The organism is [Borrelia] finlandensis, assembly GCF_000181875.2.
GTDB lineage: Bacteria > Spirochaetota > Spirochaetia > Borreliales > Borreliaceae > Borreliella > Borreliella finlandensis.
This window is the reverse complement of the sequence record NZ_ABJZ02000005.1, coordinates 172,417-186,157: the sequence shown is the minus strand read 5'-3', so window position 1 is coordinate 186,157 and position 13,741 is coordinate 172,417. Positions and strand designations below refer to the sequence as shown.

The window sequence follows — 13,741 nt, the reverse complement described above, 5'->3', positions numbered from 1 at the left end:
TTTATTTCTCAGTATATTTATTATTAATAGCCATAGATATTAAAGCCAAGCCAAGTATTATTAGCGCATAGATGCTCATGTTGGTTAGAATTAATGTTTTTAAAGTTGCAATAAATAATCCTAAAAATAGAATAGGAGAAAGAATGATTTTGTATTCTTTTGCCGAGTATTTTTGGCATTTTTTAATTTTCTTTTCAAAAATTATGGCCGAAAAGATTAGCTCTATTGCATTAAGTATTGGTAATTCTATATATTCATAAATTCCAAAAATTTTGCTATTTAGAATTATTATTTCTAAGTTTTTAGAAAATATTAGTCCAAATGTGAAATATATAAGAATTGTTAAATTTTTTTTAAATAAAGAATTTTCATTTAGAGTAAAGAAAAATATAAATATTAATAGTGGGAATATATAGTAGTATAAATGTTCTTTAATAAATATTGAAATCCCCAGGCTTATTCTTGATGTGTAATCTAATTCAAATGATCTGTATAGAATAAATTCTTGAGTTAAATAAAGAAAAGAAAACATTGTTATTGCAAGAAATATTGCTAAAACATGGGCTTGGGTATTTTTTGTTTGACCTTGTTTTAGCCGAATATTTATATAAATTTTTAATATTAGTGGTAGACTTGTTAATAAAAATAAACTCATTGTAAGTACAATTCTACTTTTAAACGTTTTTTAAATCAATTGATTGACTAAAAACTTGTGTGATTTGGATATTTGTTTTATCAATGTTATTGATTTTATTACTTTTTGTAAACATTATTTCTAGAATTTACTTTTTAGTGAATGTATAATAAAATTAAGTATTAATATTAATTATTAATTGATTTAGGAGTATATATTTTTTAGATGATAAATAGAAATGCCAATAGAGATAGGGATAGGTCCAGATCAAATGACAAGGAATTAAAAATTAATTACAGAATTAAGGCTCGCGAAGTAAGAGTTATTTTTGAAAATGGAACACAAGAGGTTTTATCAATTGAAGATGCTATTAAAAAAGCAAAAGAAGCTGGACTTGATTTGGTTGAGGTTTCTCCTAATGTATCTCCTCCGGTTTGCAAGATTATTGATTATGGAAAATATAAATTCCATCAAGAAAAGCGTCAAAAAGAGCAAAAGAAAAATCAAAAAGTAATTAAGCTTAAGGAAGTCAGAATGCAGCCCAAGATAGATGCTCATGACCTTGATTTTAAATCAAAAAACATTTTAGGTTTTTTAAAAGATGGCAATAAGGTTAAAGTTACAATAAGATTTAGAGGGCGTGAACTTGCTCACACATATTTAGGATATGGTATCTTAAATAGCATTCTTGAAAAAGTAGGGGATGTGAATTATGTTTTGGAATCTGCAGCTAAAATGGAAGGCAAAACAATGTTTTTGATTGTAGCGCCTAAGTTTAAAAAATAAATATTAAATTAAAGGGGAAGAAATGGCAAATAAAATGAAAACACGCAAAAGTGCAAAAAAAAGGTATTCTTTTACTGTAAACGGTAAAGTTAAGCATAAAAAACAAAATTTAAGGCATATTTTGACAAAAAAATCTTCTAAGCGCAAGAGAAATTTAAGGAAATCGGGCAATCTTTCTTGTTTTGAAGTTAAAAGAATTAAAACTTTATTACCTTATGGTTAAAATAATTTTAGGAGATAGATATGGCTAGGGCTAAAAACGGCACAGTTCACGTTGCAAGGCGTAAGCGAATTTTAAAAAAAACAAAAGGATTTTGGGGTACAAAAAAGAGCAATTATAAAAAAGCTAAGGATACCTTGAGAAAAGGCATGATGTATGCCACAAGAGATAGAAAGGTTAGAAAAAGAGATTTTAGGCGCTTGTGGATTTCAAGAATTTCGGCTGCTTTAAGTGATACGGGGATTACTTATTCAAGATTTATTGAGGGTTTATTGAAATCTAATATAAAAATTAATAGAAAAATTTTGTCTAATTTGGCAATTGAGGATGTTGAAGCTTTTAAAAAAATTGTTTTAGAAATAAGAAGATGAAAAATCAAAGCTCCTGGGAGGTTTAATTTTAAGAATTAGAGTTATTTTTTTGCGACATCTCATAAAATTTAGGAATTTGAATATTTTTAGTCGATGATAGCCAAAAGCAATTCAGAGGTTAAGAATAAAAATTCCGCCTTGAAAAATAGCGCTAAATAAAAATGTTCTTATGTTGGCTTTTTGGGAGTTTAATTTATTTTAAGGATTATTATTGTGCAGCTTATTTCTCTTAATAATATTGAAAAGCAAGAGAGTTTTATATACTATAGAAATGTATATTTTGCTGATGTTATTTATAAGTATAATGACATCTTAGAAATCAAAAAAGTCAAGTTTGTAATTGAAGCTACACCCTTAGGAGAAAAGCATGTCACTATTGATTTTATAGATCTTTTAAATTATCCTGTTTTAAAACTAATGGTTGCAATTAAAAGGCGTGTAATCGATTTGGAGTTTAAAGGTAAGCTTCCTTGATTTTAGAATTTAAGTCAGAAAAAAAAATGATAAATTTTTCCAAATCTTTTTTTTATCCTTTGCCAATTGGCAAAATATTTGTTTTAAGTGGTGATATGGGATCTGGAAAAACTAGTTTTTTGAAGGGACTTGCCCTTAACCTTGGAATTTCTTATTTTACAAGTCCAACTTATAATATTGTTAATGTTTATGATTTTGTAAATTTTAAATTTTATCATATTGATTTATATCGGGTGTCTTCTTTGGAAGAATTTGAGCTTGTTGGGGGATTGGAAATACTTATGGATCTTGACTCAATTATTGCTATTGAATGGCCACAAATTGCTTTGAGTATTGTTCCAAAAGATAGATTATTTTCTTTAACTTTTAAAATAGTCGGTTCAGGCAGGGTTGTAGAACTTAATGGTTAATACACTTGCATTTGAATATTCATATAAAGCATTAATAGTTTATTGTAGAATTAATAATAATAATTTTTCATTGGTTGAACTTAAATCAAATTTAAATTTTAGTGTTCCAAAAATTTTCAATGATTTTGTAATTAAAAATAATATTGATCTTAATCAAATTGAATTAATTATAAATTCTTGTGGTCCTGGTTCTTTTACTGGTATTAGAATTAGTTTAAGTTTGTCAAGGTCTTGCTTTAGGTCTTTCTATTCCCTTTGTCAATATTTCCACATTAGATGTTTTTGCGAATTTAGTTAAAAATAACCCTAGTGTAATTGTATTAACTTTTACTGCAGGTAAATATTTTCTTGGGAATTATAAAAATTGCAAATTGATAGGGAAGATTTTGAGTTTTTCTAAGGAAGATTTGCTTGAATATTTGAATCAGATTGATCCAAATTCAGTGCTTATTGGGAACAATCTTGAAGATGTTTGCAAAGAGTTCAATTATAAATTTAAAATCATTGAAAATTTAAGTTCGTTTGGAAAAATTTTAACAGAACTTGGGGTAGCTAAATGCTTAAAAAATCGCAAAGGTGATGATATTTTGTCAGGACCTCTTTACATAAGACAAAGTGATGCAGAGATTAATTTTCATTCTTGAAATAATGATTAAAAAGGCTTTTAATTTTGCTTATATTGTGTTTGTCTTTTAGTAGTGATTTTTTATTTTCTTCTATAATAAATTCATAAATTTCAGATCTAAATATTTTAATGTTTTCAGGGGCTTTAATTGCTATTTTAACAGCATCCTTTTTTATTTCTAATATTAAAACCTCAATATCAGAATTTATTTTAATGCTTTCATTTACTTTTCTTGACAATACTAGCATCTTTATTCCTTGAAAACTTTATGGTGTAGTGAGTATTTTTCATTTGTGCATATAGCTTGTTTTCCAAGTAATTTTTTTTTGTTTATTATGATTGGTGCCTTTAGGTTAGCTGTAATGTCTTTATAATCATTGACATGCATATTGATTATGCATAGTATAACTTTTTCATCTTCTTCTTTTGCTTTAATGTCTGACCAATCTTTTTCCTGGATATTTGGTAAGTATTCGCTTAAAAAATTGAAAGGAGATGTCACCAAAAAACTTACGTCTTTATTGATGGATTGCATAATAGAAAAAGGCTTATACTTAGAGTCTTTTATTATGAATTTTTTAATGTTTTCAAATCCAAGTATTCCCTCGGGAAAATCAAATTCTATACTTTTTTCATCTATCATTCTATTTTATAAAATCTAATAAAGTCGTTTGCATTATTTTAGCAGATATTCCTATAGACAGTTGATAAGCTAAGCTTGCCATATTTAAATTAGTTATTGCTTTTGTTACATCAAGATCTGTATATTGAACCATATCTTCTTTCATATCTGCAGCTTCTTTGCTTATTCTTTCATAGCTTCTATCAAGTCTATTTTCTTTTGCTCCAAGATCTGCAACGGATATAAGTAATCTTTTTAAGCTTTCGTCAATTTCTGCCAGGCTTCTACTTCCAACAAGCTCTTCTTTGTTATTGTAAAGTGTGTCTCTAAGCTCAATAAGCGCATCGAAAATAGATCTACTTCTAACTTCTGTGCTGCTAGAAAGGTTGTAAGGAGGTAATTTGGTATCATTGTTTTTGGTAAGTATTCCAAGTGTTTGTAAAACATTTGATTCTTTTTCTTCTGTTATCCAAATTTGGTGTGGAGTTGTGGTTTTAATAGACAATGAGTTTAAAACAGGATCAATGCTTGCTTCAACAGGCGCTGAAGATTCATTGATTTTTGCAACAATGTCAAGAGCAGTATCTCCTGCTGTTAGTCCTATCTCAATATTGTCAATATAAATTTTTGTATTTTCTTTTACGGCAAATCCATTAGTATTTATTGATGAGATAATATTTTGGTTTTGTAAGAAAAATACTACATTTCCAGGATAATTATTTGACATATGAATATCATTGTATACTTCTGTTTTTTTTTCAGCTTGATTGCCATTGTATTCTACTTTGATTATTTGGGGGCCTGCACCGTCTTTGCTTGTTTTGCTTATTTTATTCTCTCTAGTTACCTTAAACGCCTCGCTATCAATTTTAGTCCCCGAGAATATGCTGTATCCATCAGGCCCTTTAGCGTTTGCTATTGCAACTACATCTTCAAGCAAGGCATTTACTTCTTTTGATATCATTTTTTTGTCATCTGATTCATAAGTTCCGCTTGCTCCTTGAATTGCAATTTCTTTAGCTCGTGTTAAAATATTTGTAAGAGATTGTAAATATCCTTCCGTATATTTCAGGTTGCTTTTAGAAGTGCCAATATTTTTTATGTATACATTAAGCTTAAATATATCGTTATCTAGTCTTATTGCGTGAGTAACGCCCGTTGGATCGTTTCTTAGTTTTACAATTCTTTTGCCGCCTTTGTATAAGTTTTCTAAAAGTTTTGTAATTTTAGACTCTTGCTCTGCTGAAGAGGTTTTGAAATTTTCATATGTTAATGGATGACTTACCCTATTTATCATGCTTATACTCCCATTTTATTTATTACTGTGTCTATTAGTTCAACAGAAACAGTGATAAATTTACTTGCTGCAATAAATGCTTGTTGAAATTCGATCATGTTTGCAAGTTCTTCATCTTTGTTTACTCCAGAAATAGACATTCTTAGATCTGTTAAATCTTTTAATATTTGAGATTGGCTTTCTTTTGTGATTTCTGAAATTTGTCCTTTTATTGCTATATTTGATGCTGTATTTGCAAAGTAATCATTTAATGTTAAATTTTTGCCAATCATAATCTGAGAATTTCCAAAAGAGGAGATTCTCAGTGCTGCTTGGTTATCTCCAATAGATATTTCATTTGTTGGATTTTTAATTCCTGATGCTATTTTTGAAGGATCTGAGTCTATTATGTCTGCAACTTTTATCCATGCCGCAGGATTTTTTAGAGGAGAGATTGAATAAGTCGATTTAGGCGCCAATTTTTCTGTTGTGTCAATATTTTTATAATCATAAGCTCCCTCAGGTCCAGATGCATTTAATATTCCTGTATATTTTGTTAGAAATAATCCAGAATCTTCCATATGTTTGATTCTAAATGCTATGTTCTCATTTTCTTGTTCTTTAACTGCTTTGATTTCAAGCTTGCCTTCTGAGTTAATTCTTGCTGTAACTTGTGCGTTGGAATTATTTATTCTATTTATTACATCTTGAACTGTATCTGGAGCATTGTAAGGTATTTCTATAATTTCATTACTATTTGTAGCTTCAAATTTAAGAGTTCCGTAAAATCCCAATTTTTCTTCTGGAAATATTTCGTTTGTGCTGTTAATTTTGAAAATATGAACGGAATCAAACTGGCCATTTCCGTTAGTATCATATCTACCTCGATCATCAGTTAGTTTTAGTTCTTGAGAAAAAAAACTTCTTCCATTTTTTTTATCCATTCCATGTCCTGCTTCATGCATTTCATTGACAATTTCTATAATGTTGGCAGCTATATTATTTAGTTCATTGATTTCGTTTTTAATCTCTTCATCTCTTATGTTAAGCAAAGATCCTAGCTTTCCCGTTTTAAGGTAAGCTTTATCATTATTTGCCCATAAAATGTTCCATCTAGTTCTGGTGGGCCCGTTTGTAGCTTCTAGTTTGAATTCATTTGCAATTGAGCCTTGTACAAGATGTCTTCCTTCTGCGTGGATTAAAAATTCATTGGGATCTTGTTTGTTTTCAATTGATACACTTATTATATTGCCTAATTTTTCAACCATTAAGTCTCTTGCATCCATTAAGTCATTTGGATTGTCTTTCATTGCTTGAGATTTTGAAATTTGTTTATTAAGATTTGCAATGTTCCTAATGTAATTGTTTGCCTCATCTGTTGTAATTTTTATTTCATCGTTTGCCATTATGTAAATTCTTTCAAGCGAATGGAATCTATTTCTTATTCCTTCACAAAAAGATTTGCCTCTTTCTAGAATTATTTTTCTTTCTGCTAAACCTTGTGGTTGATTTGCTAGATCGTGCCAACTTTCCCAAAAATCATTTAATCTTTTCCGTATTGATTGATCCTCAGGTTCGTTATAAACATCTTCTAATATTGATATAAACTTGTCTTGTGAAGTCCAGTATCCTAATCGGTGCGATTCTTCAATGATTCTTGTGTTAAGCAGTTCATCTTTTACTCTGTCTATAGATTGAACCACAATCCCCTGGCCCAATTGTCCTTGTTTTTTGGCTCTGTTTAATTGTGGAGCATAAAGAGGAATTGCGGTTTTCATTGTTACTCTTTGCCTTGAATATCCAGGCTTTGTAGCATTGGATAAATTGTGTCCAACTGTATTCATAGCATCTTTATGTGCAAATAAACTTCTTTTGCCAATTTCTATTCCTGAAAATGTTGAATCCATTCTAAACTCCTTTAAAGTTTTTTATTTATTAAAACGGAAGCTTCGTTTGAGCGTCCAATTTTTGGCCCGTAAGGGTTTTTGTAAGTTACATTCTCTACGCTTTCTTGGATATCTTGAAATATTATTGATAACATGCCAAGGGAGGTGTTTACATAGTTTTGTATTATGTAATTTAAATTTTTAATATTCAGTATACCAATTTTCAATTTGTGTAGATAGTCGTATATTTCTTGTTTGTAAATTGTAGTCAATTTTTCTACAGCTTCGTAAGTTGACTTAAAGTTTTCATTTTTGGTAAATTTTTTCCAAATTTCATCTCTTTTGCTTTCAATTTCTTTAAAACTTTCAAGCAATATTTTTGTTTTGTTTGCAACCTCTTTAAGTCCTATTTCATTTTTATTGTCGATATATTCTTTTATTTTTAAGTATGAATTATATATTTCTTCTACCAAGAGAAGTTCTTTTTTTAAGACTTCTTTTAGTTCAGCTTCAAGTTTTGTTTTCATTTTTATGAAATTAATTATAAGCTATTATAAACATATTTACAAATCAATTTTGTCTTTTTTATTGTGTTATAATACATTAAAGTATGAGTAAGTTTTTTGAGAGAAATGATGATATTGTAGCTCTTGCAACACCTTTTTTAAGTAGTGCTTTATGTGTAATTCGTAGCAGTGGTGCTTCTTCTATATCTAAATTTTCTAAAATCTTTTCAAATCATTCAGCTCTCAATTCAGCATCTGGGAATACGATTCATTACGGTTATATATTAGATAATGAGAATGATTGCAAGGTAGATGAAGTTGTTGTTTGTTTATATAGAGCACCAAAAAGCTTTACAGGACAAGATGCTATTGAAGTTATGGCGCATGGTTCTGTGATTGGAATTAAAAAGATTATAGATTTGTTTTTAAAAAGTGGGTTTAGGATGGCTGAACCTGGTGAATTTACTTTGCGCGCATTTCTTGCTAAGAAAATTGATCTTACAAAGGCAGAGGCAATTCATGAGATTATTTTTGCCAAAACCAATAAAACTTATTCTCTTGCAGTTAATAAACTTTCTGGAGCTTTGTTTGTTAAAATAGATGCAATAAAAAAAAGTATTTTAAATTTTCTATCAGCTGTTAGTGTTTATCTTGATTATGAAGTTGATGATCATGAGATTAGCATTCCTTTTGACTTAATTTTAAGTAGCAAAGCTGAACTTAAAAAATTAATTAATTCTTATAAGGTTTATGAAAAAATTGATCATGGTGTTGCTTTGGTTTTAGCAGGTTCTGTTAATGCTGGAAAGTCTTCGTTATTTAATTTGTTTCTCAAAAAAGATAGATCAATTGTCTCTTCATATCCAGGTACTACAAGAGATTATATTGAAGCAAGTTTTGAGCTTGATGGTATTTTATTTAATCTTTTTGATACAGCAGGACTCAGAGATGCTGACAATTTTGTTGAGAGATTGGGAATTGAGAAAAGTAATTCTTTAATAAAGGAAGCATCTTTAGTAATTTATGTGATTGATGTTAGTTCAAATTTAACAAAAGATGATTTCTTATTTATTGATTCAAATAAATCTAATAGTAAAATATTGTTTGTTTTAAATAAGATAGATTTAAAGATAAATAAGTCCACTGAAGAATTTGTTCGCTCAAAGGTTTTAAATTCTTCAAATTTAATAATGATTAGTACTAAAAATTTAGAAGGAATAGATATCCTTTATGACAAAATAAGGGCTTTAATCTCTTATGAGAGAGTCGAGATTGGACTTGATGATATAATAATATCATCAAGTCGTCAGATGCAACTTTTAGAGAAAGCTTATGCTTTGATTTTAAATTTACTTAGCAAAATTGATCGCCAAGTAAGTTATGATATGTTAGCATTTGATGCTTATGAGATTATCAACTGTTTAGGGGAAATAACAGGAGAAGTTAGTAGTGAAGATGTTCTTGACAATATGTTTAAGAATTTTTGTTTGGGGAAATAAATATGGATTTTGACGCAATTGTTATTGGAGGGGGGCATGCAGGGATTGAAGCTGCTCTTGCTCTTTCAAGGCTGAATTTTAAAACTTTAATGATTACTCAAAATTTAGATACAATAGGTAAGCTTTCTTGTAATCCTGCTATTGGTGGGCTTGCTAAGGGTAATATGGTTAGAGAAATTGATGCTCTTGGTGGTGAAATGGGTCGTATTATTGACTTTAGCATGATTCAGTTTAGAGTTTTAAACAAAAGTCGTGGCCCGGCAGTTCAAGCTCCACGTGCTCAAGCTGATAAATTAATGTACCAAACCAAGGCTAAAGAAACTTTAGAGCGTCAAGACAATCTTGATCTTTTTCAGGATACAGTTGTTGATTTTCTTCTTAATTCTATGAGAAATGAAATTGAAGGTGTTGTTACAGAGAGAGGCAATAAGTTTAGATCAAGCGTTGTGGTACTTACAACAGGGACGTTTCTTCGAGGTAAAATATTTATTGGCGAGTATAGAGCTGATATGGGCAGGCTTGCTGAATTTTCTGCTTATGGGCTTGATAAAACTTTACTTGGTCTTGGATTTGAAATGGGTAGGCTTAAAACGGGCACTCCAGCAAGAATTCATAAGAAAAGTGTTGATTTTTCAAAGACGGAGGTTCAATTTGGAGATTCAGACATTATTCCTTTCTCTTTTTCAAATGGTAAGTTAGATAAATCTCAACTTTCATGTTATGTAACCTATACTAATAAAAAAACTCACGAAATAATTAGCGAGAATATGCACCTATCACCTCTTTATTCTGGTGAGATTGTGGGTAATGGTCCAAGATATTGCCCTTCTATTGAGGATAAAATAGTAAAATTTAAAGATAAAGATAGGCATCAAATTTTTATTGAGCCTGAAGGGTTTAATACTGAAGAAATGTATCTTAATGGTCTTAGCTCTTCTTTGCCTGAAAATATTCAGCAAAAATTGATTAACAGCATTGAAGGCCTTGAGCATGCTGTTATTACAAGGCCCGGTTATGCTGTTGAGTATGATTATATAAATCCAATTGAACTTTACCCAAATCTTGAGAGTAAAAGAGTCAAAGGACTTTTTATAGCGGGGCAGACTAATGGCTCTTCAGGATATGAAGAAGCAGCAGCTCAAGGGTTAATGGCTGGAATTAATGCTGCTCTTAGACTTCAAAATAAAAAGCCAATGATTTTAACAAGAACTAGCTCTTATATTGGAGTTCTTATTGACGATCTTGTTACCAAAGGTACTAAAGAGCCCTACAGAATGTTTACCTCTAGAGCTGAGCACAGACTTAATTTAAGGCATGATACTAGTGATAAGCGCTTGATTAAGATTGGATATGATCTTGGGCTTGTTGATGAGAAGAGATATTCAAGATATCTTTTTAAAGAGAGTAGGGTTGAAGAGATAAAGGAGCTTTTAAAGCAAAGGCGCCTTAGTTTAAAAGATGTTGTTGATGAACAATTAAAAAAACATGTTAGTAAAGATTTTTACCATATTTTAAAAGATCCTTCTATTAGTTTAGATAATCTTATAAAGATTGATCCAAGTTTAGGTGATTCAAAAGTAATTTTAGAGCAAGTTGAATTAGATGTTAAATATGAGGGCTATATTAATAGACAAAAGGATTTAATTAAAAGGCTTGATAATCTAGAGCTTGTCAAGCTACCATTTGATTTTAATTATGAGATTGTTGAAGGCCTTTCAAGAGAAGCTAGAGAGAAATTTTCCAAGATTCAACCAGCTACTCTTGCTCAAGCAAGTCGAATTCCTGGAATAAGAAGTACAGATATTACTGTTTTGTTAATATATTTTTCAAATCCTAAAAATAAGGTAGTTATAAATTTTTCTTTATGATAAGTGATATTGAATTTGCTTTGTCAGAACATAATTTTCAGTTTGCTTACAAAGATCTTCAGAAGGTAAATTTATATATAAAGAGAATTTTACTTTTAAATACTAGATTTAATTTAATTTCAAATAGTAATAGCAATTTTAATTCTATTCTTAATTTGCACGTTATAGATTCTCTTTTAGGATTGTCTACTGTTAAAGAGATTAATCCTTCTGAAGTTCTTGACGTTGGAAGTGGTGCTGGATTTCCGGGCATTATTTTGGCTATTTTTGACACTTCTAGAAAATATTATCTTTTAGAGAGAAGTAAAAAAAAGTCTACTTTTTTAAAAATGATAAAATTAGAACTTGATTTAGAAAATGTAAAAATTTTAGAATATGAGATTGAAAAAGAAAAAAAGAAGTATGAATTTATTACAATTCGAGCTTTTAGAAGTATGAATGAATATGCATTAATTTTAAAAAATCTTTTAAAGGTTGGGGGATTGATTATGGCATATAAGGGTAAATTTGATAGAATTAACCTTGAAGTCAATCAAATTAAAAATTTATTTAGTAAAATAGAAGTAAAGCCTTTAAATTCAAAATTAAGAGTAGATAGAAATTTGGTTTTGCTTTACAGATAATATTATTATCGTTTAAGTTCAATTTATATTTTAGAGTGATTTTGACTAGGAGTATTATGAAGAGTGGTTTTCAGATAGATTCAGAAGTAGAGAATGCATTACATTTGATAAATAAATTTAGAAGAGAGGTTGCAACCAGAGTTCTTGGTCAAAAAGAAATGATAGATGCTATTTTAATGGGTCTTTTAACAGATGGGCATGTTTTACTTGAAGGGGTTCCAGGTCTTGCCAAGACTCTTGCAATTCAAACTGTATCTGATGTTCTTGATCTTGAATTTAAGCGCATACAGTTTACCCCAGATCTTTTGCCATCTGACCTTACTGGTAATATGGTTTATAAAAGTGCTACAGGCACTTTTAAGGTTAGAAAAGGCCCAGTATTTTCAAATGTTATTTTAGCAGATGAAATCAACAGGGCTCCTGCAAAAGTTCAGTCTGCTCTTCTTGAAGCTATGGGAGAAAGACAAGTAACTCTTGGAGACGAAACTCATAGACTTCCAGATCCATTTTTTGTTCTTGCCACTCAAAATCCAATAGAGCAAGAGGGGACTTATAATTTGCCAGAATCCCAACTTGATAGATTTTTATTAAAAGTTAATGTTCATTATCCATCAGTGCAAGATGAAGTAAGGCTTTTGAAAATATTTTCAGTAGATGGGCGTCTTGAGAATATTAAAGTTGCAAAGGTGATGAATGCTTATTCTTTGGCTGATATTAAGAGAACGGTTGGTAGAGTAAAAGTTGATGACAAGATAATGCTTTATATTGTTACTTTAATCTCAGCATCTCGTGAGAGAGATAAAAAAACTTATCCGTTTGCCAAATATATTGAATTTGGAGCATCTCCTAGAGCTTCTCTTAGTTTATTAAAGTGTGCCCGTGTTAATGCTCTTTATGAGGGGCGAATATTTGTTTTACCAGAAGATGTTAAAGCTGTTGCTTACAGCGTATTAAGGCATAGAATTACACCATCTTATGAGGCAGAGGTAGAGGAAATGAGCATTGATGATATTATTGGAATGCTTCTTTCTGCTGTAGCGCTTCCTTAGGAAATAATTTTGAAATGATACAAGATAATGAGATAAGTAGTAGTACTAAAACTAGGATAAAAGCTTTAAAATTCTTTTCAAGGAAAATGCTTTCAGAGCTTAATTTTGGTGGTTATCGTTCAATTTTTAAAGGTCTTGGCCTTGAATTTCATGAATTTAGACCGTATGAGGATTCTGATGATGCTAGATTTATTGATTGGAATGTGAGTTCAAAGGCCGACAGCATTTTTTCAAAGGTTTTCAAAGAGGATAGGGGAATGAATCTTCATCTTCTTGTTGATAATTCACTTTCCATGAGCTTGGGAGACAAGGTAAATAAAAAGGATGTTCAGGATTTGTTGGTTTCGATTTTTGCACATATGGCATTTTTTAATAATGATAAAATAGGTGTTACTTTTTTTTCAAGTGGAACAGACAAGTTTATACCCTCTAGCAAAGGTCATTCACACTTAGGATTAATATTAAGTGAAACAATTAATAGAAATCTTAAGCCGGGTAGCAGCTTGGCCTATATTTTTAAAAATACGGCAGAATATTATAAAAAAAGATCTTTAGTTATAATTATTTCTGATTTTAAGGCGAATGCTTATTTTAAATCTTTAAATGTTTTGAGCAAGAGACACAATGTTATTGCTATAAGAATTTCAGATTTTTTTGATGAAAATTTTCCTAAAATTGGAACTTTGATTTGTGAAGATATTGAAACTGGAGAAAATTTTTTAGTTTCAGGGTTTAGCAAGTCAACATTAAGTGGTTATAAAAACTATTGGACGCTTGATAAAATAAAATGGAAAAAAGAATGTATTAAAAAAAATATTAGTTTTATTGAGATTGATACTAAAGAAGATGTTTTTAAAAAACTTAAAATTCTTCTTAAAAAGGGACAATAGAT

The 13,741-nt window shown here is 29.8% G+C and carries 16 protein-coding genes and 1 pseudogene; 11 read left to right on the top strand and 6 right to left on the bottom strand.

Annotated features, from left to right (window positions below; translation table 11 throughout):
- Window position 1: 1 nt before the first annotated feature.
- Window positions 2-655, bottom strand: coding sequence for a hypothetical protein (locus tag BSV1_RS02115; RefSeq protein ID WP_039949496.1), 654 nt, complete (start codon window positions 653-655; stop codon window positions 2-4).
- Between the two features lie 204 nt (window positions 656-859).
- Between BSV1_RS02115 and infC the strand changes: the two genes are divergently transcribed.
- The 6 genes and pseudogenes from infC (at window position 860) to tsaB (ending at window position 3,539) form a co-directional block, all read left to right on the top strand.
- Entirely contained in the window at window positions 860-1,420 is a 561-nt protein-coding gene (gene infC, locus BSV1_RS02110; RefSeq protein ID WP_002556788.1) for a translation initiation factor IF-3, read from the top strand.
- A 22-nt stretch (window positions 1,421-1,442) separates the two neighbouring features.
- On the top strand, window positions 1,443-1,643 hold the full coding sequence (rpmI, locus tag BSV1_RS02105) for a 50S ribosomal protein L35 (protein WP_008882757.1): 201 nt from the start codon (window positions 1,443-1,445) through the stop codon (window positions 1,641-1,643).
- A gap of 20 nt (window positions 1,644-1,663) precedes the next feature.
- Entirely contained in the window at window positions 1,664-2,011 is a 348-nt protein-coding gene (rplT, locus tag BSV1_RS02100) for a 50S ribosomal protein L20 (protein WP_008882497.1), read from the top strand.
- 213 nt (window positions 2,012-2,224) lie between these two features.
- Complete coding sequence (locus BSV1_RS02095) at window positions 2,225-2,485, top strand: hypothetical protein (protein WP_002556785.1); 261 nt, start codon at window positions 2,225-2,227, stop codon at window positions 2,483-2,485.
- A complete protein-coding gene (tsaE, locus tag BSV1_RS02090) occupies window positions 2,482-2,895 on the top strand; it encodes a tRNA (adenosine(37)-N6)-threonylcarbamoyltransferase complex ATPase subunit type 1 TsaE (RefSeq protein ID WP_002556784.1) in 414 nt (137 codons plus the stop codon). Before BSV1_RS02095 ends, tsaE begins: the two co-directional genes overlap by 4 nt.
- Window positions 2,888-3,539, top strand: a pseudogene (tsaB, locus tag BSV1_RS02085) (tRNA (adenosine(37)-N6)-threonylcarbamoyltransferase complex dimerization subunit type 1 TsaB). Before tsaE ends, tsaB begins: the two are co-directional and overlap by 8 nt.
- On the opposite strand, the gene csrA reads toward tsaB, so the two are convergent.
- The 5 genes from csrA to BSV1_RS02060 are packed head-to-tail and all read right to left on the bottom strand — an operon-like array spanning window position 3,523 to window position 7,831.
- On the bottom strand, window positions 3,523-3,768 hold the full coding sequence (gene csrA, locus BSV1_RS02080) for a carbon storage regulator CsrA (protein WP_008882526.1): 246 nt from the start codon (window positions 3,766-3,768) through the stop codon (window positions 3,523-3,525). The pseudogene tsaB and the gene csrA overlap by 17 nt on opposite strands.
- A 2-nt stretch (window positions 3,769-3,770) precedes the next feature.
- Entirely contained in the window at window positions 3,771-4,163 is a 393-nt protein-coding gene (fliW, locus tag BSV1_RS02075) for a flagellar assembly protein FliW (RefSeq protein ID WP_002556781.1), read from the bottom strand.
- A gap of 1 nt (window position 4,164) precedes the next feature.
- Window positions 4,165-5,439 carry a flagellar hook-associated protein 3 gene (locus BSV1_RS02070; RefSeq protein ID WP_008882849.1) on the bottom strand — a complete coding sequence of 425 codons (1,275 nt, stop codon included), beginning with the start codon at window positions 5,437-5,439 and terminating at the stop codon, window positions 4,165-4,167.
- Window positions 5,440-5,441: 2 nt separating this feature from the next.
- A complete protein-coding gene (gene flgK, locus BSV1_RS02065) occupies window positions 5,442-7,325 on the bottom strand; it encodes a flagellar hook-associated protein FlgK (RefSeq protein WP_008882629.1) in 1,884 nt (627 codons plus the stop codon).
- 11 nt (window positions 7,326-7,336) lie between these two features.
- Window positions 7,337-7,831: a hypothetical protein gene (locus tag BSV1_RS02060; RefSeq protein WP_008882659.1), complete on the bottom strand. Its 495-nt coding sequence runs from the start codon at window positions 7,829-7,831 to the stop codon at window positions 7,337-7,339.
- An 83-nt stretch (window positions 7,832-7,914) separates the two neighbouring features.
- On the opposite strand from BSV1_RS02060, the gene mnmE reads away from it, so the two are divergent.
- From mnmE to BSV1_RS02035, 5 genes are read left to right on the top strand one after another with little or no spacing between them, the layout of a single operon-like run.
- Window positions 7,915-9,309, top strand: a complete 1,395-nt coding sequence (mnmE, locus tag BSV1_RS02055) for a tRNA uridine-5-carboxymethylaminomethyl(34) synthesis GTPase MnmE (protein WP_008882467.1) — start codon at window positions 7,915-7,917, stop codon at window positions 9,307-9,309.
- Window positions 9,310-9,311: 2 nt separating this feature from the next.
- Window positions 9,312-11,177 (top strand): tRNA uridine-5-carboxymethylaminomethyl(34) synthesis enzyme MnmG, encoded by a 1,866-nt coding sequence (mnmG, locus tag BSV1_RS02050; protein ID WP_008882536.1) that lies wholly within the window; start codon window positions 9,312-9,314, stop codon window positions 11,175-11,177.
- Window positions 11,174-11,800 (top strand): 16S rRNA (guanine(527)-N(7))-methyltransferase RsmG, encoded by a 627-nt coding sequence (rsmG, locus tag BSV1_RS02045; protein ID WP_008882424.1) that lies wholly within the window; start codon window positions 11,174-11,176, stop codon window positions 11,798-11,800. The genes mnmG and rsmG overlap by 4 nt, the downstream gene beginning before the upstream one ends.
- 56 nt (window positions 11,801-11,856) lie before the next feature.
- On the top strand, window positions 11,857-12,849 hold the full coding sequence (locus tag BSV1_RS02040) for an AAA family ATPase (protein WP_008882432.1): 993 nt from the start codon (window positions 11,857-11,859) through the stop codon (window positions 12,847-12,849).
- Window positions 12,850-12,863: 14 nt separating this feature from the next.
- Window positions 12,864-13,739 carry a DUF58 domain-containing protein gene (locus BSV1_RS02035; protein ID WP_002656651.1) on the top strand — a complete coding sequence of 292 codons (876 nt, stop codon included), beginning with the start codon at window positions 12,864-12,866 and terminating at the stop codon, window positions 13,737-13,739.
- Window positions 13,740-13,741 lie beyond the last annotated feature (2 nt).